The sequence below is a fragment of the Paenibacillus sp. MT86 genome (assembly GCF_058792535.1).
The window spans coordinates 737,507-759,275 of record NZ_CM179499.1 but is presented as its reverse complement, the minus strand read 5'-3'; the positions used below and the strand labels follow the sequence as shown (position 1 = coordinate 759,275).

The following is a 21,769-nucleotide window of genomic DNA, read 5'->3' as shown; positions in this document are numbered from 1 at the left end:
AACGCTCTGACGACTTCGCTTGATGCCTGTCGATTAATAAGCAACGGTAAAACGGGACTGAATGAACTGCGGATCGTCCAGCTCATCAATCACGGCTACCGCAAAATCTTCAACCGAGATCCGGCTGCTTCCGCTCTCATCCGTCACCAGGCGGTCCATGCCGATCCGGAATTGTCCGGTACGTTTCCCCGGCTCGATGATGGCCGCCGGACTGATATACGTCCATTCCAGATCGCTTTCCTTATAAAGATCGTAAGCATCCGCATGCGCACGGGCAAGCGGTCTGATCTCTTCCGGAAATTCCGGGGTTTCCATAAGCGGTACCCCGCTGTCGGCGATCAGGCTGCCTGCGCCGCCAACGATCAACAGGCGGGCTACGCCGCCGCGTCTCGTTCCCTCCACAATGGTCCGCGCGGCTGCTACAAGCTCCTCTTCTTGGCCGAACTTCGGACCGAAAGCGCTGATCACGGCATCGTGTCCCTGAACAGCCTCTTCCAATGACGAAGGATCCATCACATCCGCTTTGACTTTCTGTAATCGCTCATGCTCCGCTTCAAGGCGATCCGGATTACGCAGCACCGCCGTTACCTCGTGTCCCCGGCGCAGCGCTTCTTCCGTAATGCGTTTCCCGATCGTCCCGCTTGCTCCAATCAATGCTACCTTCATGTTCATCGCTCCTTCGTTTAAAAATTATACTACATCACCCAGGATGGGGAATGGTTCTCTTATATCTTAAGTAGTAGTATGAACACCCGGTGCCGCGTATAGCCGTACTTGGTCGATCGCACCTCCTATTTACTTATCCCCTTGCAGACCTCTTCAAACTCCACTTATTCATTTTTCCTCAAAACATTAGATCTTTAGACCTATGAATTGCGATATTGTTTTCACCGATAGAATACATAAGTGCACATTTATGAAAATATATATTTGGCGTAATGACTTCTAACGCAATACTAATGGTATACGCTTGTCGAAGATTGTCCTAATGCTTATGTTTAAATCGTAATGAAAAGGAGAACATCCATCCTATGAAAAAACAATACGTCCGCTTGCTGGCTCTCTGTCTCGCCGGCGGCCTGCTGCTGCTAAGCAGTCTGTCCCTTCATCCTGATGCCGCGGAAGCGAAACCCAGCCAGAAGGCAACCTGGTTCTGGGATACCCCGCAAATCAAAGACTCCGCCGATGACATTCTGAGCTTTGCCGGCAGCCAGGGAGTGAACGTGCTCTACCTGCAGATGAACCGCGATGTCCGTCCCGAGTATTACCGCAGCTTTATCCGCCAAGCAGGAGTGCAAGGGATCGAGGTCCACGTCCTCGGCGGGGCGCCGAACTGGGCGCTGGAATCGGAACGTCACCGGCTGGAGACGTTTATTCAATGGACCGCCGAATATCAAGCGTCCGCTGCCCCGAATGAGCGCTTCACCGGCATCCATGTCGATATCGAGCCGCATGTGCTGGCCGAATGGAAAACGAACCAGTCCTCGGTCGTTAAGCAGTGGCAAGCGAGCGTCCGTTATCTGGTCGATGAAGCGCACAAGCTGAATCTGCCGATCGGCTCCGACATGACCTTCTGGCTGCATACCTACCGGCTGCCGGATCAGTCGATGTCGATCAGCCGCTGGATGATCAAGCAGTTCGACCAGATCGTCATTATGGCCTATCGCGATCAAGCGGATAACATATACAACCTCGCCGCGACCGAGCTAAAGGAAGCCGACGAACTCGGCAAGGAGGCCCTGATTGCCGTGGAGACCAAGTCCAGCAATGAGGGAGCTTACATTACCTTTTTCGAGGAAGGCACGGCCTATATGGAGGAACAGCTGAGCAAGGTATGCACCAAGGCGGAAAAGCACCCTTCCTTCTCCGGGTTCGCCATTCACGACTACAGGTACTGGAAGGAACTTCATGACTCCGATCGATAACGTTGCGATCCTTACATTATGGCATTAAAAAAAGATGGCGTTTCAAGAGGGTGTGTCCTCTGGCGCCATCTTTTATGATTAGATGAAGGAACTTATCCTTTCCTTCGGGTAAAAGGCCTGATCGCCTTCAAACCGTCAACATGAGAAGCAGTACATAACCGACCGTCATTTTCGCGCGTTGAAGCGGCGCTTTTTTTACCTGCACTTCCATCACCCCGGCCCCTCCCTCTCTTCGATGTCTTATTCATATACTATATGCGGCTCGGCCCCTTTTGTTACCTTGAGGAAACATTGTTTACCAAGAGAAAAACCGATCCGTCATGAATAGTAGCATACGATCAAGCTTCCTGCACTGGAAGCGAACCCGGGCAGCATGCGGCTCATTTACGATCAGCATAGCGCTCTATGACGTCCTGCAAATATTGTTCTGCTTCCATTACAAGCTGACGCTCTCCAGCGTTCCATTGATCCCGATTGTTATCGACCTCTAAAAAGGCAGCATGGATCCGTTCGTCGCCATGGGTCACACGTTGAACCATCTGTTGCCATTCTTGGGCTAAGGCCCTGGCTAAACGGGACTCGATGGGGACGTTTGAGGCCTTATAAGCTGCAGCTTGCAGCGATATTTTTCTGAACGTATTGTAAAAATCCAATACCGCCTGCTCAGAGTCAAATACTTTTTGAAACAGCCGCGCGTCTTCCTCGGAAAATTCGTATTCTTTCCAAGCCGACATATCGACCTCATTCAACGAACGCATAAGATGGGCTAACAGCTCCCAGGGTACGTTGTACCCTTCTTTCATCATTTCCTTTGCCACATGCAATCCGTCAAGCTTGGCTTGGATGCTCTCTTTCTGTGAATAAAGGACCGATGCCTGGTAATCTAGAATGTTCTCGATATCCTGCTCCTCGGTGCCCACAATCAATTGTTCTTTGATCTTTTTTAAAGAGAAACCGATGGCTCTATAGAACATAATCTGCTCAAGTACATACAGCTGTTTATCATAATATACTCTATGCCCCAGCTCATCTCGCTCCGCTTTAAGAATCCCTTCATTATCGTAGTACTGAATGGTTCGCGGTGTTATTCCCGACAATCGGCTGATTTCTTTTACGGAATATTTTTTCCCCATGAACCCATCCCTTCCTGTCCCTTACTCGATTTTCGCTAAAAAGGCTTCTATCGTTTCCAGTAACTCTTCAGGGTATTCCCCGTTAATCGCATGCGAGGCCTCTTCAAATAAAACCATCTCGCTATTAGGGTCTTTCAAGGCATCCATCCCCGTTTGATACGACTTTTCAGCATGGTGCATCGTCGATTGTCCAGCTAAAATACCGAGCACCGGTATCGTCAGCTCAGCTAATTGTTCCGGCTGGATGGCTTCCGGCATGGGCAGCTTGCTCTTGAATGTCCGCATACCGGTTTCGATTAATTTGGCGGTCGGATCGCTGTCATCGACTTCAGCCCCGCCGGATATATAGCTGAGCATTTTCTCCCGGATCGGCTTGGGCACCATGGGCACCGTCGCCGGAATGGAGGCCAGTATCATTTTCAATGGAATGGGGCCGAACACATAGACGGGGTCCAGCAATATGAGCGAGTGAATCTTCTCCGGATGCTTGAGCGCCAGATTCGCCGCACTCCACCCGCCGAACGACAGCCCTAATAAGTGGATCTCTGATTCCGGCAGCTGATCCAATACTTGCCCTAACCATGCTGCTTGGTCCGCAGCGGTTTCAATCCGTCTGGTTTCTGTGCTTAAACCCGGTTCTCCTATCAAATCAACGGTGTATACAGGCCGGTGTTCTAAAAAGCCGCTAAGATTGGCCTCCCACATGGGTGTAGCAGATCCCTTTCCCGGAAGCAGCAACAAAGGCGTTTTGTGCGGCGTATCGCTCCCCTGGAACTTGTAGAGCTGAACCACGCCAAAATCGGTATGAACCTTGATCGACGCAACCGGTTCTGGCAAGTGACTCATCGCCTCCTCATAAGCCGCCGCATATTCCTTCTGCCCATCCTCTGTAACAAAACCGCTTAACGACCCGTCATCTCTGAATAGAAAGCCTGCTACCGTCAGTATAGCTAGTATCGCAATGAGAATGCTACCCAAGATAATCCATCCTTTTCTTCGTTTCACTTTAATCCCCTCCTAAGGCGACTATAAGCTATGACGTAACGTTATACGCAACCCCCATGAGTTCTATAGCTGCCTGTTACCGAATCGGCTTGAAATCCCTTCCTTCTTGTGCAATAGTGAAAGGTAGAATATTGAAGGAGGGATCCGCTTGTCCCTTACGGAATGGATGGTTGATATCTTTGGCTCGCTGGACGGGCTCGTGGCCGCGCTTCTTGCCACTGCGGTATTTGCGGGCCTGTACATATACAGTGCGTCCCGGCTGCTCGGTGCACGCAAGGATTCGCTCGCTCGCATTCGTCAGACCTTGACGGTCTACGCCAGGCTGGCAGGGCTTCTCGGCACGCTGATCCATCGACCGACCCGGACGGCCGTCCCCGAGGATCTGCTGATCCGGCTTCTGCAGGAATGCAAATCCGCTGACCTGTTGACGCGTGAGCTCCACGAACAAATGGATATTTTTCTAAGCGATCGCGATGAATCCCGATTGACGACGCTTCACAAGCTGCTGGACCGCGAGATCAACAGACTCATGAAGGAGCGCGACGAGCTGGTTGGACGGCTGGAGAAGCCCGGCTGGGGGATGGGTTTGTGGCTGCTCCTAAAACCTGCCGTACCTGCCCTTTCACTGGGTGCCGCACTCCTATGGACGGCGGTCCTTGCGGAGGAACTCAGGCAAACATCGGCCTGGGCAAGCCCCGAGGTTTGGTGTTTATGGCTCTCCAATATCATTGCCACGATCTCTTTCTACCGTTTATTGATGGATTCGAGAAGAAAAACGCATGGCATGATTTATACCGTGCTGCATCTGCTGATTGTGGCTTCGGCCTTATTTAATCTGATCGGCGGCGAAGCCTCGCCTTACGTTCTGGCTACCCAATGCTTGCTCTATCTGGCGGGTTTCCGGGTAACGGCCACCCGTAAGCGGCGTGAGCGGCCCTATGCCGGCCATCCGGAGCTGATGGAGCAGTTCCTTCATCCCGCCGGGGATCACGATCCTCTAAGCGAAACAACAGGCGCAGGCGAGCCGGAGATCGGCAGCAGCCCGCTCCGGTCGCGATAAGATGCCTGATACATGAATACGATTAACAAACAGCCCGACCGATTCAACGGCCGGGCTGTTTGTATTATTCATATACTCTATCTCTAATAGAAAAGAACTCCCGCATGATTCCCAAAGCGCGTTCCCCTGGTCTACTTGGTCAACACCCGTGGTGTCTTACCCATGTCGACTGGACAGGCTGCACTTCAGTTATCTGGCGGAAGTTCTTTTTACGGTACCTGATAGCTTTTGCTTGGTCATCTTGTATTCGTTCTTCGCTGTTGGCCGGATGCCCGGGACGATCCTGACGTCTTGACCGCTCCGGAGGCCGTATTCTCGAAACGCTTGCGCTCCGTTCGTTCCATCTGAACGATTTGACCCTCATGCACTACGATTTGCAGCGAACCGAATTCCATGTCGTTCAGCAGGCTTGCTATGCGCTCGAGCCACATTTCATCCACTTTTAATGGTTTAGCCATGGATACGCCTCCTCACCGGGCAAAGCCCTCATTTATTCACTCATCTTCATTAGCCGAAGACACATTTACAATGTAAACGATCATTATTCATTCTTTTCCAACCTATATAGTATGAATTAACCTTAGCATGGGTTGGAAACGACTGTCAATGGGCATTTTTTCGCGTAAACCAATTTTTAAGCAGCAGCGTAATCACGGCTAACAACAGCAATAAGGAGGCCACCGCGAACGATGCCGAAAACTGATACTCATTGTACAAAATCTCGACATGAAGGGGCAGCGTATTAGTCTCTCCGCGGATATGGCCGGATACGACGGACACGGCCCCAAACTCGCCCATGGCCCTGGCATTGCACAGAATGATGCCGTACAGCAGTCCCCATTTGATATTGGGCAGGGTGACCCGCCAGAAGATTTGCCAGCCCTTGGCGCCGAGCGTTACAGCCGCCTCCTCTTCCTTCGTCCCTTGGTCCTCCATCAGCGGGATCAGCTCCTTGGCCACAAAAGGAAACGTAACGAATAACGTAGCCAGAACGATGCCGGGCACGGCAAATATGATCTTGATATCATGGCTTTCGAGCCAAGGGCCGAACCAACCCTGACGGCCGAAAATAAGCACGAAGATGAGGCCTCCGATAACCGGCGATACCGCGAACGGCAAATCCAGCAGCGTAATCAGCAGATTTTTGCCTTTAAAGCGAAACTTCGTTATCGTCCAAGCCGCGATGACGCCGAATATCGAATTCAGCGGTACCGCAATGGCCGCCACCAGTAAGGTCAGCCGGAGCGCAGACAAGGCATCGGGATCGGACAAGGCTGCGATATAGACCTCCCATCCCTTCTTAAGCGCTTCGGACAGCACCGTGACGAGCGGCAGCACAATAAGCCACAGAAGCACAAGGCCAGCCAAACTAATGAAGGTCCATTTCACCCAGGTTTTCTCCGCTGCAGCCGGAGAGGGCGATGTGCCTCGTTTCCCTGCCGGGACGGCAGCGGGTACGGTTCCAGCCATATAGTTCCCCCTCCCTAGCGCGCGGTTTTCCGCGTCCAGTGTTGTAATAGATTGATTCCGAGCAGCAGCGCGAAAGAGATGAGCAGCAGAATCAAGGCAACCGCCGTAGCGCCGGCATAATCAAACTGCTCCAGCTTCGTCATGATCAACAGCGGCGCAATCTCCGTCTTCATCGGCATATTTCCCGATATGAAGACGACGGAGCCGTATTCTCCGATCCCCCGGGCAAAAGCGAGCGCAAACCCGGTCAGCAGCGGCGGAATCAGAGTCGGCAGAATGATGGTGCAAAACGTGCGCCACCGGCCTGCCCCTAGCGTGGCTGCCGCCTCTTCCGTGTCCCGCTCCGCGTCCTCCAGCACCGGCTGTACCGTCCGCACGACGAACGGTATGCCGATGAACATTAGGGCCAGCGTGATGCCCAAGGAAGAGAACGCCGCCTTAATGCCAAGCGGCTCCAGCAGCGATCCGATCCAGCCATTCGCGGAATAGATCGCGGTTAATGCCACCCCCGCCACGGCCGTTGGCAGGGCGAAGGGCAGGTCGATCAGGGCATCCCACCATTTTTTGCCCGGAAAATCATACCGCACCAGCACCCAGGCCAGCAGCAGCCCCAGTATCGTATCCGCCAATGCGGCCAGCGCCGCCGTCGTCAGACTAACCCGGTAGGATGCCAGAACCCTCGGATCGGTTGCAACCGACCAGAACTTCTCCCAGGTCAATCCGGTTTGATTAAGAAGCAGCGCCGACAGCGGCACGAGCACAACTAAACTCATATAAAGGACAGTCAGTCCCATGCCGACTCCAAAACCCGGGAGCACCCTGCGATGATTTCTGCCTTGCTTCCGTACGGGGAGTACCGTCATATCCACTCATCCTTTCCTGCCTTCGGCGGTTATGCCGATCAGCTGCCTGGCACGTAAATCTGATTAAAGATGCCGCCGTCATTAAAATGCTTGGTTTGCGTCTCTTCCCATGTTCCAAACACGTCCTTGAGCGTAAACAATTCAATGGCCGGGAATTTCTCCTTGTATTTGTCGGCTACGCTGGCAAGCGTCGGACGGTAGTAGTTCTCCGCCGCAATCGTCTGCCCCTCTTCGCTGTACAGGTATTCCAGATAGGCTTCGGCCACCTCCCGGGTGCCGCGCTTGTCAACGTTCTTATCCACGACGGCAACCGGCGGTTCTGCCAAAATGCTGACGGACGGGTTCACGATTTCGAATTTATCCGGTCCCAGCTCGTTAATCGAGAGATAGGCTTCATTCTCCCAAGCCAGCAGCACGTCCCCAATTCCGCGTTCCACAAAGGTGGTTGTCGCTCCCCGTGCGCCGCTGTCCAGCACCGGCACATGGGTGAACAGCTCTTTCACGAATTCCTGTGCTTTCGCTTCGTCGTTGTTGTTAACCTTGAGTGCATAACCCCATGCCGCCAGGTAGTTCCACCGTGCACCGCCGGAGGTCTGCGGGTTCGGCGTGATGACCTCCACGCCCTCCTTAATCAGATCCGGCCAATCCTGGATGCCTTTCGGGTTTCCTTTGCGGACGAGGAAAACGATGGTCGAGGTGTAAGGCGCGCTGTTATGCTCAAACTTGCTCTCCCAGCCTTCATTGATCAATCCGGCCTGACGGATCGCATCGATATCGTATCCGAGGGCCAGTGTCACCACATCCGCCTCCAAACCGTCGATAACCGAACGGCTTTGCTTGCCCGAACCTCCGTGCGATTGCTTAAACGTCACCTTCTGGCCTTGTTCCTTCTCCCAATGCGCCGCGAATGCCTTGTTGTACTGATCGTATAACTCCCGGGTCGGATCGTAAGAAACATTAAGCAGTTCCACGCTCGGCTTGCTTGAACCCGAAGCAGGCGTTGCTTCGCCGGCGGTTGCGGCCGTTTCTGTTTTCTGTGAGCCGCAAGCCGTCAGCGCCGCCGTCAGCATGACTGTTAATCCGATGAGAACCCCTTGCTTCAACACCTTTTTCATATGGATCACTCCCCCTATTCTTCTCTACTAAACAGGCCCCATGGCAAAAAAAGACGGAGGAAGGCTCATCAGAACAGAGTCAAGCCGGTTTGCAACCGTGCCTGCCCTTGTTCTTCGAGCGTTCCTCCGTCGATACGGTGAGAACAATATATTATAATTCCTACCTGTTTAGTATGTTATGTTGCTATTGTAATAAGTCCCCCTTCTGCTGTCAAACCTTTTTTTCAAAAAATTTCAAGTTTAGGACCATTCGGACCATAGAACCATTTTTGGTACAACAAACGCAGTCACGGCGCGGATTTCCATTTACTGATGGTTGTATGAACCCGTTTCCAACCTTATAATTCTACCCCAAAGGAGTTGATCACGATAAGAAAGCCAATACGGAAAATCCTATCTGCTTTTTTCCTTAGTGTCCTTCTGATCCTGCCGACATTCGCCCAAACGACGGAGGCCGCTCCGCTGTTAAAGCCCGGCAGTGAAAACGGGGATGTCTGGGACCTTCAATATCGCCTGAAAACGCTGGACTTCTACACGCAGCCGCTGGATGGCAAATATGGCGCAAACACGAAAGCAGCCGTTAGCCGTTTTCAAAAAGAATACGGCGTGCCAGCCGATGGAATTACCGGTGCGCAAACCTGGAGACAGCTGAAAAAATATACGTTGAATCAATCCGAAATGGACGTCATGGCCAAAGTCATTTACAGCGAAGCCCGCGGTGAGCCGTACAAAGGGCAGGTTGCTGTCGGGGCCGTTGTCATGAACCGCATTCAATCCAGCGAATTTCCGAATGACATTCGGGGCGTCGTCTTTCAAAAAGGGGCTTTTACGGCCGTGGATGACGGACAATACTGGCTGACGCCGAACCGTTCCGCCTATCTTGCCGCATTGGATGCCGTTCGCGGCTGGGATCCGACTTACGAATCCCTGTATTATTTCAATCCTAAAACCGCGACCAGCGACTGGATCTGGTCCAGGCCGCAAGTGCTGCAGATCGGCAATCATATTTTTGCTCATTAAGGATTCATTCAGTTAATCTTTCATTAGCTGAAACACACGAAGACAGAATTTTCGACGCCTTGTTCCTTGTCCGTCGCTGCGGGCAAGGAGAGACGCATAAAAGAAGCAGCTTGATTCCCTTCCCGGGGCTTCAAGCTGCTTCTTCTTTCATATAAGTTAACGTTTGTTTGCTTTGGCCTTCTCCACGGGACAAATGCACACCGGGCGCGTGACTTCCAACGTATAGCCCGTAGAGACCAGATTCCCCGTATCCGGGTCGATCCGGAAGCTTGCGATCAATCCGTTATCCTGATTCGCCGTAAGCAGGAAGCCATCCGGCAGTATATTGAAGTGGCGCGGCGTTTTGCCGCCGGAAGACACCCAGTTGACGGCACGGAGCGTACCGGCTTCCTGGTCGATTACATATTGGACGATGCTGTCATGGCCCCGATTTGAGGCATACAGGTAACGGCCGCAAGGAGATACCAGCAGATGGGCCGATGTATTGCTATTCATCACGACGTCCTCCGGCAAGGTCGAGATATGCTGCAATATTTTCAGATCCCCGAACGTTGCGTCGTTCGCGTATGCCGTTACCGTGCTGTTCAGCTCGTTCGTGCCGTATACCCACTTGCCAGACGGATGAAAAGCCACATGCCTCGGGCCGGAGCCTGGCGGCAGGCTGATCTCGCGGTGGGTCACCAGCTTTCCGTCTTCCAGCCGGTACACAATCACGTCATCCATCCCCAGGTCACTGACCAGGATATACTTGTTGACCGGGTCTTGGAATATCGAATGGGGATGCGCCTCCGATTGACGGTCATCGCGAAGGCCGCGTCCGCTGTGCTTGATCTTGGAGGCCAGCTCGCCGACCCGTCCGTCCTGCTCCAATGCCAGCACCGAAATCTGTCCATCGCCGTACCCTGTCGTAAGCAGATGCTTCCCGTCCGTTGTGCGGGATACATGACACGCGCCGGACGAGCCGGTAGACTGAACATTCAGCAGCGTCAATTCGCCGGTGACCAGATTGGCCGAATAAGCCGACACATCGCTTTCGCCCTTCTCGCTCGCTGCATACAATACGGAAATCGAGTCATCGAAATCCAGATAGGTCGGGTTCTCGATGCCTGCCGTACCGCCTAACAGGCGCAGCTCCCCGGTAGCCCGATCCATCGCCCCCCAATGAATGCGATTCTCTTCTTCCGAACCATAGGTTCCTATGTAAAATATCAGTTCCTGTCCTGCTGTCATGTGATCCACTCCTTTGTCTGATGAATGATCCGGTGGCCCGGCCTGATTCTTACTATGTATTACCCATCGGAGCCCCATGCCTACCGCCTTTTTTTAAGTCGTTCCGGCAAGCCGTCACCGCGCTGTCTCTACCAATTACTGCACATAAAGAAATGTATTGCTACCATTGGTTTTATCATGTACGATTACCACAATTACCTCTCTATTCTATCATTCGTTGAAGGAGATGACAGCACATTGAAGAAAAAAATCAGCCTACTGGCTATCGCTTTCCTGTTCTTGTTCGCAAGCGCGGCCCAAGCCGCTCCGGCAAAGGATCAAGGGAAAATCAGGGTCTATCTCGATAACCGGGAAATTCAATTTGCGGCGGCGCCGATCATGAAGAACGGAGTCACTTTCGTTCAATTCCGCCCTTTGTTCCAAGCCCTGGATTATAAGGTCCATTGGAACGGCGCGAACAAGCAGGTGACGGGTACATATCTCGATCAGAAGCTGCAGATGACGATCGGGCAGAAGACCGCCTATGTCAATGGCGCAAAAACCACGCTGCAGATCGCTCCTTTCACTCAAGGCGGCAATACGCTGGTTCCCCTTCGTTTTGTGGCTGAAGCCACCGGACTCCCGGTAAAGTGGGATTCCAAGGCGCGTACCGTCAAGATTGACCGCGAGGGTGCGACCGCCAAAGCCGAAGACGAGGTGAAGAAGCTTTACCATATCATTGAAGAGGCTGGAAGCGCCAAGAAACTGGACGAAGTTATGAGCGTATTCCACCCCGAATCTCCCGTTCTTGCGGAGGTTAAGCAAAACTATCAGGATCAATTCAAGAACGACAAACATGTATCCGCGGACGTATGGGATGTAGCGGTAGCCGGAACGTCGATCCACGCCTACACCAGTGTGAGCCTAGACCGCATCGGCGGGCCGTTTGCATGGGATGTTACGCTCCATTACGAGAATCTCCTGAAGAAGGATGCGTCGGGCGCATGGAAAATCTATGATTTGAACCTGTACGAGACAGAATATTTCCTCGGAGACAAACTGCTTGAAGCTCGTCCCGTAGTGCCGGAAGCGGAGCAGAAAGCCATCGTGGAGTCTATCGACATTCAGTACAAGGGCTTCAATGAGGAGAATGGCCCGCTGCTCATGTCCGTTATTCACCCGGACTCGGTCTTCCACGAGATGTTCCAAACCAGCATTGAGGAAGGCATCTTCGATGAGGTGAATTTCAACCTCAAATCGGAGGAGCTCCGGACGGTCTTCTTCCAAGGTGAAGACGCCGTCGTTTATGCCGAAGAAAGCGATGATGCGGACGGCGAAACGATTTATTCGACGTCGCTCTACTGGCTCAAGAAAACCGAAGGCAAATGGCTGATCTATGACGTGCTGGAGCTTGAATAGATTGCGGATATCATGAAAAGCTTACGTAATAACCGTGAATTCCCGGCAAGGGAAATTCGCGGTTTCTTTTTTTGCACCTTCTTTAATTAAATCCTCCTCCGTCTAGGTCTACTTCGCCCCAGGTGACATATATCATAATAGTAATCCATAAAGGAGGGGTTTTATGGGGATTAAATTAATCAAAATCGCTGCTGTTTACTTCGTGCTCGGGGTGCTGCTCGGCATGTACATGTCGATCACCCACAGCTACGATTACGCCTCGGTTCACGCACACGTCAACCTTCTGGGCTGGGCGTCCCTGGCTCTTGCAGGCGTTATTTATGTTCTGTTCCCGGCTGCCGGGGAGTCCACTGCCGGCAAAGTGCATTTCTGGCTGCACAATATCGGTCTGCCCGTCATGATGATCGGTCTTGCCCTGCTGATGAGCGGCATCGAATCGGTAGAGCCGGTCATTGCCGTGGGAGGCGTTCTGGTAACGCTGGGCGTTCTTGCTTTCCTCTACAATGTGTTCACCCATGTGAAGAGCTCGCAGAGTAGAAGGAAACGCTGACTTTTTTCCTTAAAGAATCGCCCATTGAGGGCGATTCTTTTTCATGTTTCAAACAGCTCCTTAAGGGAAGATGGGTCACAGTTACCGACTATTGGGTAAAAGTAGATACCTTTCTCTTTGAAGGAGGCAACATAGACATGGAAACGAACTCGGCAATTCAAGTCCAATTCCACTGCCGCCAGTGTCAAACGGAAATCGGGGTTACGTTCACATCCGAACAGTTCACCACGGTTCACTGCCCGCAGTGCGATTACAGCTATTCACTCATGCGACCGACCATCGGGGAAGAGATATTGCTTGATTGGGAGAAAGAAGCCGTATTCCAAAAAGTCCGCGCAGACCAAACCGAGCATGACAAAATGGAGCTGATGCTCCTCGTCATTAAGGTCGTCGAGCTGCTGACCTGGCGGGATGAAGGCAACGGCCATATCCGTGCCATCGAAACGCTTCGCCAATGGCTGATCCTCAACGGCGTGCCCAAAGCTCTGATCGAGCTGCTGGATGCTAAAGGACCGGCAGGAAGCTCCCCTACCGAGCGCAGGGAATAGCGGCATCGACCCATGATCCAGGATATAAATAAATGAGAAAAAAGGAACCGTCCTTCCGGCCTTCATGGTCGGGGACGGTTCCTTTTTCGTGTCCTAAATTTCGGACCATCCTATTTTTCATGTAACGGAACTTACTGCTAAAACCATTCGTAGTAACTCTTAAGAGAGGGGCTGATCAAATGTTCGATTTCATTTCTGTGCTGCTCATGGGTCTGACACTCATCGGGATCGGCATATATGCCATCCGCAACCCGTACTCTTGGTGGTTCAGAAGAACGAGAGATGACACGGAGCCCAGCGATCTGAGAATATGGTACTTAAAACTTATGGGCAAAGTAACAATTGCATTCGGCGCAATAGTCATTCTGATGAGCTTTCAGCATCTCTAATCTCATCGAATCGGTACCTCGAATGCCTGCTCCATAACGCCAGGGTAGCTGCTTAACGTGAACGTGAGCGGCTGCGGGTAATTCCCGGGTTTAAGGTGGATATACTGCGTGATGAGGCTTTTCCCGGTATCCGAAGAGGATCGGGACGAGGAACTGAGTCCACCTGCGTCCTCGTTAATCGTATGCTTGTTCCCTTCCCCGTCCACGAACTCCGGCTCAATCGATACGCTGCCCATATGCCGGTCAGCCCGCTCCTCGTATTCCAATGTCAGCGTATGCCCCGTGTACGCTCCGAACCGAAGATCGCCGTCCGGTGCACGAAGAATCTCCTTCTTATCCGTATCGACTACAAGTTTCATCTCGGAGGGGTCCACCGCTTGGAATCCGCTCGCTTTCAGCGTGATCGAATCCGGATTCTCCAATATATTGCTGTCGAAGAAGTATGTCATGTCCCCTCCTCCCGCACCAGGCAAAAATGCGGAATCGCTGTTCAATCGGATCTGCTCGCCGTTCACCACGGTTTCCAAATACACGTCCCATAAACCGGATACCTTCATCGTATTGGTCGAAGGGATGTTCGCTTTCAAGACGATGCCGGCAGGGGATAACACGGCTTCCTTCAAATAGAACCTTTGACTCTCAATCTGCAGCATTTTGTTGAGCGGAATCGTGCGGGTAAACTTTTGGACGGTCTCCATATCAACGGATACGTCGATATCGAGAACCTGCTCGCCTTCTGCCGAGGATTGATGCACCGTATTCGTTGTATAAGGGGCGATGCTAAAAGATAACGTCATTTCTTCCGGCACGGAGTGGTTCTCGCCCATATGAATGTCCGATCGGGAACGGAATGTTTGGCCGGGCTTAATCCGGGTTCCACCCGACGACCCGATGCTGTATGGCAGGGACTGGCTGGAGCCCTTACGCTTCATCTCGACCCGCTTTAGGTCCGCGTGATACTCCGCATCGTTTTGGATCGTATAAAACACCTCCATCTGCTGGGAGCCGACAAGTATCCCGTTCAGCGTTACCGTATAATCCCCCCGGGTCACCGATTGATTCACCGGCTGGATCATGCCGTGTTGGTTAGCCGTATTCAGCGTAATATCTTCTCCGAGATCAAACCCGGCCAATGGCGGGTACGGCCCTTGCGCCGCCATTTGCTCCTTCGGCTCCACGATGCCTCCATCTCCGCCCCATACCACGAACAGCAGTGCGGCAGCTACGGTGGCGATCACGGCAGAAAAGGCAGCCATCCGCTTCCGGCTCCGCTGCATGCGCCGTCCTCTCCGCATTCCGCTTCGAACGGCCGCATCCAATGCTTCATCGGACACAACCGCCGTGTAGATCCCCGCATCCCTATTCATCTCGTTCAGCATCCGCTCTTCCTTCTCAAACATGGAATACGGCACCTCCTGGCTCGATTTTTTGCCGAAGCAGCTTTAATCCTTGATGCAGCCGGGTTTTGACCGTTCCCTCCGGTACATCGAGAATATGCGCGATATCGCTGATCGTCATGTCCTGGTAATATTTCAAGATCAGCACATGGCGATATTTGGGCTTCATGCGGCTCAGCGCGCGCTCCAGATCCAGCTTGCTGTCGCTGACCATCTCCGCAGCCGTCTCCCGGCTGCGCACTTCTTCTACGGGAACCATGCGCTTTTTCCGTTTCTGTTCATCCACGCAGCAGTTAATCAATATCCGAATGAGCCAAGGGACGAACGCCTCCGGATGCTTCAGCTTCCGGCATTTCATCCACGCCCGGCATACCGTCTCCTGCAATGCCTCCAAAGCGTCGCTCTCGTTATGCAGATAACTGTACGCAATTCCGTATAGGCGCCTCCGATGCTCGGTGACGAGTGCATAGAACGCTTCCTCGTCTCCCCTGCATGCCGCAGCCGCCAGCTCTTTAGTTTCCAACATCCGATATACCTTCCCCTCGTTCGACCTGCCTCGCTGTTTACTTCACTCTATATAAAGACTACGGTGCCATTCAAACGGTTTTTTTATTTTTATGCACAAAAAAAGCCCGCCCGGGGAAGGCAGACTTGTATGTCAGTCCCAATTAACTTCGTCTTCTGCGTCCTTTAAAGAAATAATGGTATCCCAGATAACCGATGCCGCATAACAGCAGCATCAGAGCGGAGATCCAGATGACAGGAAGCAGATATGGCGTGTGCTGGCTGGCTACGTATAACAGAACTGCGGAGAAGGCATACATCACCATCAGAAGTACGATGCGTTTGAACATATCCATATCGTCCGCCCCTCACCCTTCATCTAAAACCTACATTTTTTTCCGTATATCTATCTTTATGGTAACGCAAACCGACGAATATTGCACTCAAAATTTGGTAAATATATAAAAATTTTAGTGGTTCAAAGGCTCTATTCATGAAAATGTTAAAATCAGGCTTGCTAAAACTAATATCATTAGTTATTATACTAATAACATTAGTTTTAAGCGAAAGGGGTTCGGCTTTATGTTAAAAACGACGATTGAACAGGTGACTCAAATTTCTTTTCTTCCTCGCCTTTTTCCGATCAACGTTTACCTAGTAGAAGAAAGCGATGGGGTTACCCTCATCGATGCAGGGATGTCATTTTCCCAAAAGGGAATCCTGCAGGCTGCGGCCGATATCGGAAAACCCATTAAACGGATCGTGTTGACCCATGCCCACGGCGACCATGTCGGTGCGCTCGACGGGTTAAAGAAGGAGCTTCCGAATGCCTCGGTCTGCATCTCGCGGCGCGATGCGCTGCTGCTGAAAGGAAATGCCGAGCTCCAGCCCGGAGAGCCGCAAACGCCGATACGCGGGGATATCCCGAAGAACATGACCACCGTTCCGGACGTTCTTCTGGAGGACGGGGACTCCATTGGTTCCCTCAAGGCCATCTCGACTCCAGGCCACACGCCGGGGCATATGGCGTTTCTCGATGAGCGCAGCGGCATCCTGATCGCCGGCGATGCTTGGCAGACGCGTGGCGGATTGGCCGTATCGGGAGTCATGAAACCATGGTTTCCGTTCCCTGCCATGGCCACATGGAGCAAAGAGCAGGCCTTGGAAAGCGCCGGAATGCTTACCGCGCTCAAGCCCGCCGTTCTGGCTGTCGGCCATGGACGGATGCTGAGAAATCCGGCGGGTGCCATGCAGCAGGCCGTTGCGGAAGCCGAATCAACGTTGAGGAGGAATGCACGATGAGTCCAAGACCCGGCATCGATCGGCTTCAACTGCTTCAAACCGCTGCCGAATTAGCGGATCGGGAGGGACTTCACGCGGTGACCCTGGCTGCGCTTGCAGCCAAGCTGGGCGTTCGCTCCCCCTCCCTGTATAACCACGTAGACGGGCTTTCCGGTCTGCATGCCGCCCTGATGCGGCATGGCCTCCAGACGCTCCATGACGAACTGCTGAAGGCTGTCGCCGGCCGGTCGGGCGAAGATGCCCTGCGCCTTGTATGCCTTACTTATGTCGACTTTGCTCGAACACACCCCGGATTGTACGAAGCCGCCTTGCAGCCGGTCCGTCCCGAAGAGCAGGAGACGCAGCGAGTAGGGAATCAGATTGTCGAGCTGCTGCTTCAAATCCTGGCCCCTTACCAGCTCAGCGAGGCGGAAGCGTTGCATGCCGTACGGACCCTTCGCAGCCTATGCCACGGCTTCTCTTCCCTGGAACGCGCGGGCCAATTCGCCATGGATCTGAGTGTTGACGACAGCCTGGATTTCATGATCCGGAGTTTCGTCACCGGGCTCCATCTTCAAGACGGACGGCGCTAGAAGGGCCGTACCTCCTGCGCCTGCCTGATTTTGCCTGGCATCAGAATGTGCTATAATCATAAGGCAGCACATTGTGATGTCATTTTATTTATGGAAAGAGGTCTGAATTGTGGTTAATTTCGATTCCCCAATTCTTCAGATAGGCTCTACGATTGCGATGCTGGTTATGGCGCTGGCCGTTATTTTCATTCGAATGAAGGCGAGCAACCGTCCCGTAACCGTCAAGAAGATTATCATCCCTCCCGTAGCGATGAGCACCGGATTCCTGATGTTCGTTGAGCCGCAGGTACGCATCCCCTTATGGTGGGCGGGAATCGCCTTTTTGGTAGGCTGGTTCATCTTCTCGTACCCACTGATCCGCAGCACCAAATTCGAGAAGGTCGACGGTCAGATCTTCATGCAGAGATCGAAAAGCTTCGTGTACATTCTGCTTGGCCTGCTGGCCGTCAGGCTCCTGCTCCATGGATATATTGAACAGCATATTTCCATCCCGCAGACCGCGGCGCTGTTCTTCATGCTGGCTTACGGCATGATTGTCCATTGGCGCATTTCGATGTACCGCCAGTATCAGCAGTTCATGACGCCGGAGGCGGCGATATAGCGGACATGTTCCAGCGTAAACCAGTCATGAAACTTAGTTAAGCGCAAAAAGAAGAGTGCCGAAAATCACGCCATCCGGGAGGCAATTGCCCTTCCGGCCGCAAAGCTCCCTCCGAGGAGACTTGCGAAGTCGTGAAATCGACACTCTTTTATTTTTTGTATGTCAAAGGATCAGCTTTGTTCTTCGCTTACCTTCACCAGCTGTTTCCCGAGATTTTCTCCGGAGAACAGCCCCAGAAACGCCTCAATCGTCTTGTCGAAGCCGTCGACGATATTCTCGGTGTACTGAATCTTGCCATCCCTTAGCCATTCGGCCAGCTCCTGCAGCGCCTCATTGTACCTGCTGGCGTAATCGCCGACCAGAAAGCCCTTCATCAGTGCCGTATTGGTCAGCAGCAGGCTCTGGATTCTTGGGCCCGTATCCGGCTTCTCCAGGTTATAGAGCGCGATTTGGCCGCAAATCGGGATCCGCGCATTTTTGTTGATCAGGCGCAGAACCGCATCCGACACCTCGCCGCCGACATTGTCAAAATAGACGTCAACCCCGCCCGGACAAGCTTCCGCCAAAGCCGAAGCCACATCTTCTGCCCGGTAATTGATCGCTGCATCAAACCCCAGCTTCTCCGTCAGATACTTGGTTTTCTCATCAGAACCGGCAATACCGATCACCCGGGTCCCTTTGATCTTGGCAATCTGCCCGACAATCATGCCAACGGCGCCAGCGGCGCCCGATACAACCACCGTCTCCCCTTCCTTCGGCTGACCGATATCCAGGAGTCCGAAATAAGCCGTCAAACCGGTCATCCCCAACACGCCCAGCGCGGTCGAGACGGGTGCCAGATCCGGGTTGACCTTGCGCAGCGTCCCGGTGCGTACGGCGGCAAAGCGCTGCCAGCCCCAGGTGCCTGCAACAAAATCGCCCTCCCGATAGGTCGGATCCGTCGATTCCATGACCTGCCCTACTGCGCCTCCGGCGATAACCTGCCCTACCTCATATGGCTTGGCATAACTCTTGGCATCGCTCATTCTGCCCCTCATATACGGGTCTACCGATAAATACACGGTCCGTACAAGGACTTCTCCGGCTTGAGGTACGGGCAAAGGCTGCTCCTCAAACGTAAAATCCGACTCCTCCGGCATGCCTTGCGGCCGCTTGGCTAGTAAAATTCGTTCATTCACGGACATCTGAGTACCCTCCTTTTAGTAAAGCCGTCATCTTATCTTTACCCATTTTGTCCGTTTACCAATTTCCTAGCCTTTGCCGCGCCCGTCCTTCATCCCCTACCTGCTCTTTACGAGCAAATTAACGGCATCCTGCACAAGCTTCTCCGTATCCTCGCCGTTCGCTTCGGCCTTGCGCACGCAGTCCACCAGATTGGAGCTTACGACAACGCCAATGGTCCGGTCGATTGCCGTACGCGAAGCGGATAATTGCGTGATGACCTCCCTGCAGTCCTTGTTTTCCTCCATCATCTTCAAAATGCCGCGAAGCTGTCCTTCAATCCGCTTGATCCGGTTTTTCATCTGATCGTCGTATTGCATATATGTTGTCCTCCTCATTGCGTATCTGCTTGTCAGGCTTGCCCTTATCCCTTTATTATACAACAAATGCCGGCTCTTTCCTCTTGACTGCCCCTCCCGGCAAGATCTCGCTAAAGAACCTGGTCGTTCCGGCTTCGATGCAGCATGGAGATCTGCCGCTTGTACTTAGGGCTTGAATACGCTCAGAACGCGTGGTATATTTTTAATCAGCTAATGAATTCATAAGCAACCCGATTCAAACCTCATAATTTAAAGGCAATGTTATCTTACAAAGGTACAACCTCGGCTATTCATAGTCCTGGCTGTGCCTTTTTTTATTTTACTATTTAAGGAGGAATTATCGATGTTTCTGGAAGCCATCTATCACCGCCCGCGCAAAAACTGGTCCTACGCTTATAACGGCACGACCATCCATCTCAGAATCCGCACCAAAAAGGACGACCTTACCGAAGTGTATGCCCTTGCAGGCGACAAGTACCTGTGGGATCAAACGATGGAATACATTCCGATGACCAAGCTGTCCTCGGATGAAATGTTCGACTATTGGGAGTGTGAGGCAACTCCACCATATCGCCGCTTGAAATACGGCTTCCTGCTGCAGCAGGGCGACGAGAAGCGCTGGATGACCGAATATGATTTCCTGACGGAGCCGCCGGCCAATCCGGACCGCCTGTTCGAATACCCGTTCATCAATCCGGATGACGTTTTTCATCCGCCGGCATGGGTCAAAGACGCGATTTTCTATCAAATCTTCCCGGAACGCTTCGCGAACGGGGACACGAGCAATGACCCGGAAGGCGCCTTGCCTTGGGGCAGTGCCGAACCGACGCCGAAGAACTTCTTCGGCGGTGACCTGCAAGGGGTTATCGACCATCTCGACCATTTAAGCGAGCTCGGCGTCAATGCGATTTATTTCACGCCGCTGTTCACGGCAACGACAAACCATAAATACGATACCGAAGACTATATGGAAATCGATCCGCAGTTCGGCGACAAGGACACGCTGAAGAAACTCGTTGATCTGTGCCACGCGCGCGGAATCCGCGTTCTGCTGGATGCGGTCTTCAATCATTCCGGCAAAACGTTTGCCCCGTTCGTAGACGTGCAGAAGAACGGTTTGAACTCCAAATACAAGGATTGGTTCTACGTACGCTCCCTGCCGCTGGAAGTGGTGGATGGCATTCCGACCTATGATACGTTTGCGTTCGAGCCGCTGATGCCGAAGCTGAATACGGAGAATCCGGAAGTCCGGGCTTATCTGCTCAAGGCGGCGGAGTACTGGATCAAGGAAACGGGCATCGACGGCTGGCGCCTGGATGTAGCCAACGAGGTGGGACACAGCTTCTGGCGCGAATTCCGCCAAGTCGTAAAAAAAGCCAACCCGGATGCTTACATCCTTGGCGAAGTGTGGCATGAATCCTCCATCTGGCTGGAAGGCGACCAGTTCGACGCCGTCATGAACTACCCGTTCACGAATGCCGTACTGGATTTCTTCATCAACCGTACCGCCGATGCCGAGAAGTTCTCGTTCATGCTCGGCAAGCAGCTTGCCGGCTATCCAAGACAGGCCAGCGAAGTGATGTTCAACCTGCTGGACAGCCATGACACCGCAAGACTGTTAACGCAGGCGAACGGCGACAAACGCCTGATGAAGCTGGCCGCCATGTTCCAGTTCACGTACTTCGGCACGCCTTGCATCTATTACGGCGACGAAATCGGCATGGACGGCGGGCACGATCCGGGCTGCCGCAAATGCATGGAGTGGGACGAGTCGAAACACGACAAAGACCTCTTCCATTTCTACCAAACGCTCATTAAGCTCCGCAAAGAGCATTCCGCTCTCCGCACGGGAACCTTCAAATTTTTGAAGGCCGAGAAGAACGGGGGCAAAATCGCTTACCTGCGCGAGGACGACAATGAAACGATCCTCATTGCCGTCAACAACGACAAGGCGGGCAACACGATGACCCTCCCTGTGCTGGACCGCCAGTGGACGAACCTGTGGAACGGCGAAGGCCTCAGCGCGAAGCAAGGCCAGCTGACCGTGAAGCTGCCTGCTTACGGCTTTACGATCTTGAAAGCCGGGCAATAAACACGAAACTCCCTTTGAATGCCATCGAGCCCGAGTATGCGGGCCGGCAGTCGA

Annotated in this window: 24 protein-coding genes; 11 read left to right on the top strand and 13 right to left on the bottom strand. The window is 52.9% G+C overall.

Annotated elements, in window-relative coordinates; all coding sequences use genetic code 11:
• Positions 1-33: 33 nt before the first annotated feature.
• The gene (locus AC3RCL_RS03270) at positions 34-666 is read right to left on the bottom strand and encodes an NAD(P)-dependent oxidoreductase (RefSeq protein ID WP_096774634.1); all 633 of its coding nucleotides are present in this window, start codon (positions 664-666) and stop codon (positions 34-36) included.
• Between the two features lie 365 nt (positions 667-1,031).
• On the opposite strand from AC3RCL_RS03270, the gene AC3RCL_RS03265 reads away from it, so the two are divergent.
• A complete protein-coding gene (locus AC3RCL_RS03265; protein WP_192569833.1) occupies positions 1,032-1,925 on the top strand; it encodes a hypothetical protein in 894 nt (297 codons plus the stop codon).
• Positions 1,926-2,305: 380 nt separating this feature from the next.
• On the opposite strand, the gene AC3RCL_RS03260 is transcribed toward AC3RCL_RS03265, so the two are convergent.
• Both AC3RCL_RS03260 and AC3RCL_RS03255 read right to left on the bottom strand, forming a co-directional pair.
• A complete protein-coding gene (locus tag AC3RCL_RS03260) occupies positions 2,306-3,058 on the bottom strand; it encodes a MerR family transcriptional regulator (protein ID WP_096774636.1) in 753 nt (250 codons plus the stop codon).
• A gap of 21 nt (positions 3,059-3,079) precedes the next feature.
• The gene (locus tag AC3RCL_RS03255) at positions 3,080-4,063 is read right to left on the bottom strand and encodes an alpha/beta fold hydrolase (protein ID WP_492534564.1); all 984 of its coding nucleotides are present in this window, start codon (positions 4,061-4,063) and stop codon (positions 3,080-3,082) included.
• 148 nt (positions 4,064-4,211) lie between these two features.
• Here AC3RCL_RS03255 and AC3RCL_RS03250 point away from each other — a divergent pair, with 148 nt between their 5' ends.
• Positions 4,212-5,123, top strand: coding sequence for a hypothetical protein (locus AC3RCL_RS03250; RefSeq protein ID WP_096774638.1), 912 nt, complete (start codon positions 4,212-4,214; stop codon positions 5,121-5,123).
• A 236-nt stretch (positions 5,124-5,359) separates the two neighbouring features.
• Here AC3RCL_RS03250 and AC3RCL_RS03245 read toward each other — a convergent pair whose 3' ends face one another.
• The 4 genes from AC3RCL_RS03245 to AC3RCL_RS03230 all read right to left on the bottom strand — a co-directional run bounded on the left by AC3RCL_RS03245 (position 5,360) and on the right by AC3RCL_RS03230 (position 8,571).
• Positions 5,360-5,581 (bottom strand): YezD family protein, encoded by a 222-nt coding sequence (locus tag AC3RCL_RS03245; RefSeq protein WP_009595967.1) that lies wholly within the window; start codon positions 5,579-5,581, stop codon positions 5,360-5,362.
• A gap of 145 nt (positions 5,582-5,726) precedes the next feature.
• On the bottom strand, positions 5,727-6,593 hold the full coding sequence (gene cysW, locus AC3RCL_RS03240) for a sulfate ABC transporter permease subunit CysW (RefSeq protein WP_012818834.1): 867 nt from the start codon (positions 6,591-6,593) through the stop codon (positions 5,727-5,729).
• 14 nt (positions 6,594-6,607) lie between these two features.
• The gene (gene cysT / locus AC3RCL_RS03235) at positions 6,608-7,456 is read right to left on the bottom strand and encodes a sulfate ABC transporter permease subunit CysT (protein ID WP_009595943.1); all 849 of its coding nucleotides are present in this window, start codon (positions 7,454-7,456) and stop codon (positions 6,608-6,610) included.
• A gap of 38 nt (positions 7,457-7,494) precedes the next feature.
• On the bottom strand, positions 7,495-8,571 hold the full coding sequence (locus AC3RCL_RS03230) for a sulfate ABC transporter substrate-binding protein (protein ID WP_036664629.1): 1,077 nt from the start codon (positions 8,569-8,571) through the stop codon (positions 7,495-7,497).
• A 360-nt stretch (positions 8,572-8,931) separates the two neighbouring features.
• Between AC3RCL_RS03230 and sleB the strand changes: the two genes are divergently transcribed.
• The gene (sleB, locus tag AC3RCL_RS03225) at positions 8,932-9,591 is read left to right on the top strand and encodes a spore cortex-lytic enzyme (RefSeq protein WP_145039952.1); all 660 of its coding nucleotides are present in this window, start codon (positions 8,932-8,934) and stop codon (positions 9,589-9,591) included.
• A 156-nt stretch (positions 9,592-9,747) separates the two neighbouring features.
• Here the strand turns inward: sleB and AC3RCL_RS03220 are convergent, their stop codons facing one another.
• Positions 9,748-10,821 carry a lactonase family protein gene (locus AC3RCL_RS03220; protein WP_492534563.1) on the bottom strand — a complete coding sequence of 358 codons (1,074 nt, stop codon included), beginning with the start codon at positions 10,819-10,821 and terminating at the stop codon, positions 9,748-9,750.
• 237 nt (positions 10,822-11,058) lie between these two features.
• Between AC3RCL_RS03220 and AC3RCL_RS03215 the strand changes: the two genes are divergently transcribed.
• The 4 genes from AC3RCL_RS03215 (at position 11,059) to AC3RCL_RS03200 (ending at position 13,706) form a co-directional block, all read left to right on the top strand.
• Positions 11,059-12,219, top strand: a complete 1,161-nt coding sequence (locus tag AC3RCL_RS03215; RefSeq protein ID WP_492534562.1) for a stalk domain-containing protein — start codon at positions 11,059-11,061, stop codon at positions 12,217-12,219.
• 163 nt (positions 12,220-12,382) lie between these two features.
• A complete protein-coding gene (locus tag AC3RCL_RS03210) occupies positions 12,383-12,769 on the top strand; it encodes a hypothetical protein (RefSeq protein ID WP_012818828.1) in 387 nt (128 codons plus the stop codon).
• A gap of 137 nt (positions 12,770-12,906) precedes the next feature.
• Positions 12,907-13,317, top strand: coding sequence for a hypothetical protein (locus AC3RCL_RS03205; RefSeq protein ID WP_012818827.1), 411 nt, complete (start codon positions 12,907-12,909; stop codon positions 13,315-13,317).
• A 179-nt stretch (positions 13,318-13,496) separates the two neighbouring features.
• A complete protein-coding gene (locus AC3RCL_RS03200; RefSeq protein ID WP_492534561.1) occupies positions 13,497-13,706 on the top strand; it encodes a DUF6199 family natural product biosynthesis protein in 210 nt (69 codons plus the stop codon).
• Between the two features lie 2 nt (positions 13,707-13,708).
• Here the strand turns inward: AC3RCL_RS03200 and AC3RCL_RS03195 are convergent, their stop codons facing one another.
• From AC3RCL_RS03195 to AC3RCL_RS03185, 3 genes are all read right to left on the bottom strand, one after another.
• On the bottom strand, positions 13,709-15,106 hold the full coding sequence (locus tag AC3RCL_RS03195) for a DUF4179 domain-containing protein (RefSeq protein WP_492534560.1): 1,398 nt from the start codon (positions 15,104-15,106) through the stop codon (positions 13,709-13,711).
• Positions 15,099-15,629 carry a sigma-70 family RNA polymerase sigma factor gene (locus AC3RCL_RS03190; RefSeq protein ID WP_404563588.1) on the bottom strand — a complete coding sequence of 177 codons (531 nt, stop codon included), beginning with the start codon at positions 15,627-15,629 and terminating at the stop codon, positions 15,099-15,101. The genes AC3RCL_RS03195 and AC3RCL_RS03190 overlap by 8 nt, the downstream gene beginning before the upstream one ends.
• Positions 15,630-15,771: 142 nt before the next feature.
• Positions 15,772-15,963, bottom strand: coding sequence for a hypothetical protein (locus tag AC3RCL_RS03185; protein ID WP_009595964.1), 192 nt, complete (start codon positions 15,961-15,963; stop codon positions 15,772-15,774).
• 226 nt (positions 15,964-16,189) lie between these two features.
• On the opposite strand from AC3RCL_RS03185, the gene AC3RCL_RS03180 reads away from it, so the two are divergent.
• From AC3RCL_RS03180 to AC3RCL_RS03170, 3 genes are all read left to right on the top strand, one after another.
• Positions 16,190-16,909 (top strand): MBL fold metallo-hydrolase, encoded by a 720-nt coding sequence (locus tag AC3RCL_RS03180; protein WP_375121164.1) that lies wholly within the window; start codon positions 16,190-16,192, stop codon positions 16,907-16,909.
• Positions 16,906-17,481: a TetR/AcrR family transcriptional regulator gene (locus tag AC3RCL_RS03175; protein ID WP_375121165.1), complete on the top strand. Its 576-nt coding sequence runs from the start codon at positions 16,906-16,908 to the stop codon at positions 17,479-17,481. Before AC3RCL_RS03180 ends, AC3RCL_RS03175 begins: the two co-directional genes overlap by 4 nt.
• Before the next feature lie 109 nt (positions 17,482-17,590).
• A complete protein-coding gene (locus AC3RCL_RS03170) occupies positions 17,591-18,082 on the top strand; it encodes a cytochrome c biogenesis protein CcdC (RefSeq protein WP_009595968.1) in 492 nt (163 codons plus the stop codon).
• Positions 18,083-18,252: 170 nt separating this feature from the next.
• Here AC3RCL_RS03170 and curA read toward each other — a convergent pair whose 3' ends face one another.
• Both curA and AC3RCL_RS03160 read right to left on the bottom strand, forming a co-directional pair.
• A complete protein-coding gene (gene curA / locus AC3RCL_RS03165) occupies positions 18,253-19,266 on the bottom strand; it encodes an NADPH-dependent curcumin/dihydrocurcumin reductase (protein ID WP_492534559.1) in 1,014 nt (337 codons plus the stop codon).
• Between the two features lie 96 nt (positions 19,267-19,362).
• Positions 19,363-19,623 carry a metal-sensitive transcriptional regulator gene (locus AC3RCL_RS03160; protein WP_012818820.1) on the bottom strand — a complete coding sequence of 87 codons (261 nt, stop codon included), beginning with the start codon at positions 19,621-19,623 and terminating at the stop codon, positions 19,363-19,365.
• A gap of 343 nt (positions 19,624-19,966) precedes the next feature.
• On the opposite strand from AC3RCL_RS03160, the gene AC3RCL_RS03155 reads away from it, so the two are divergent.
• Positions 19,967-21,715, top strand: a complete 1,749-nt coding sequence (locus tag AC3RCL_RS03155; protein ID WP_277747751.1) for an alpha-glycosidase — start codon at positions 19,967-19,969, stop codon at positions 21,713-21,715.
• The last annotated feature ends 54 nt before the right edge of the window (positions 21,716-21,769 follow it).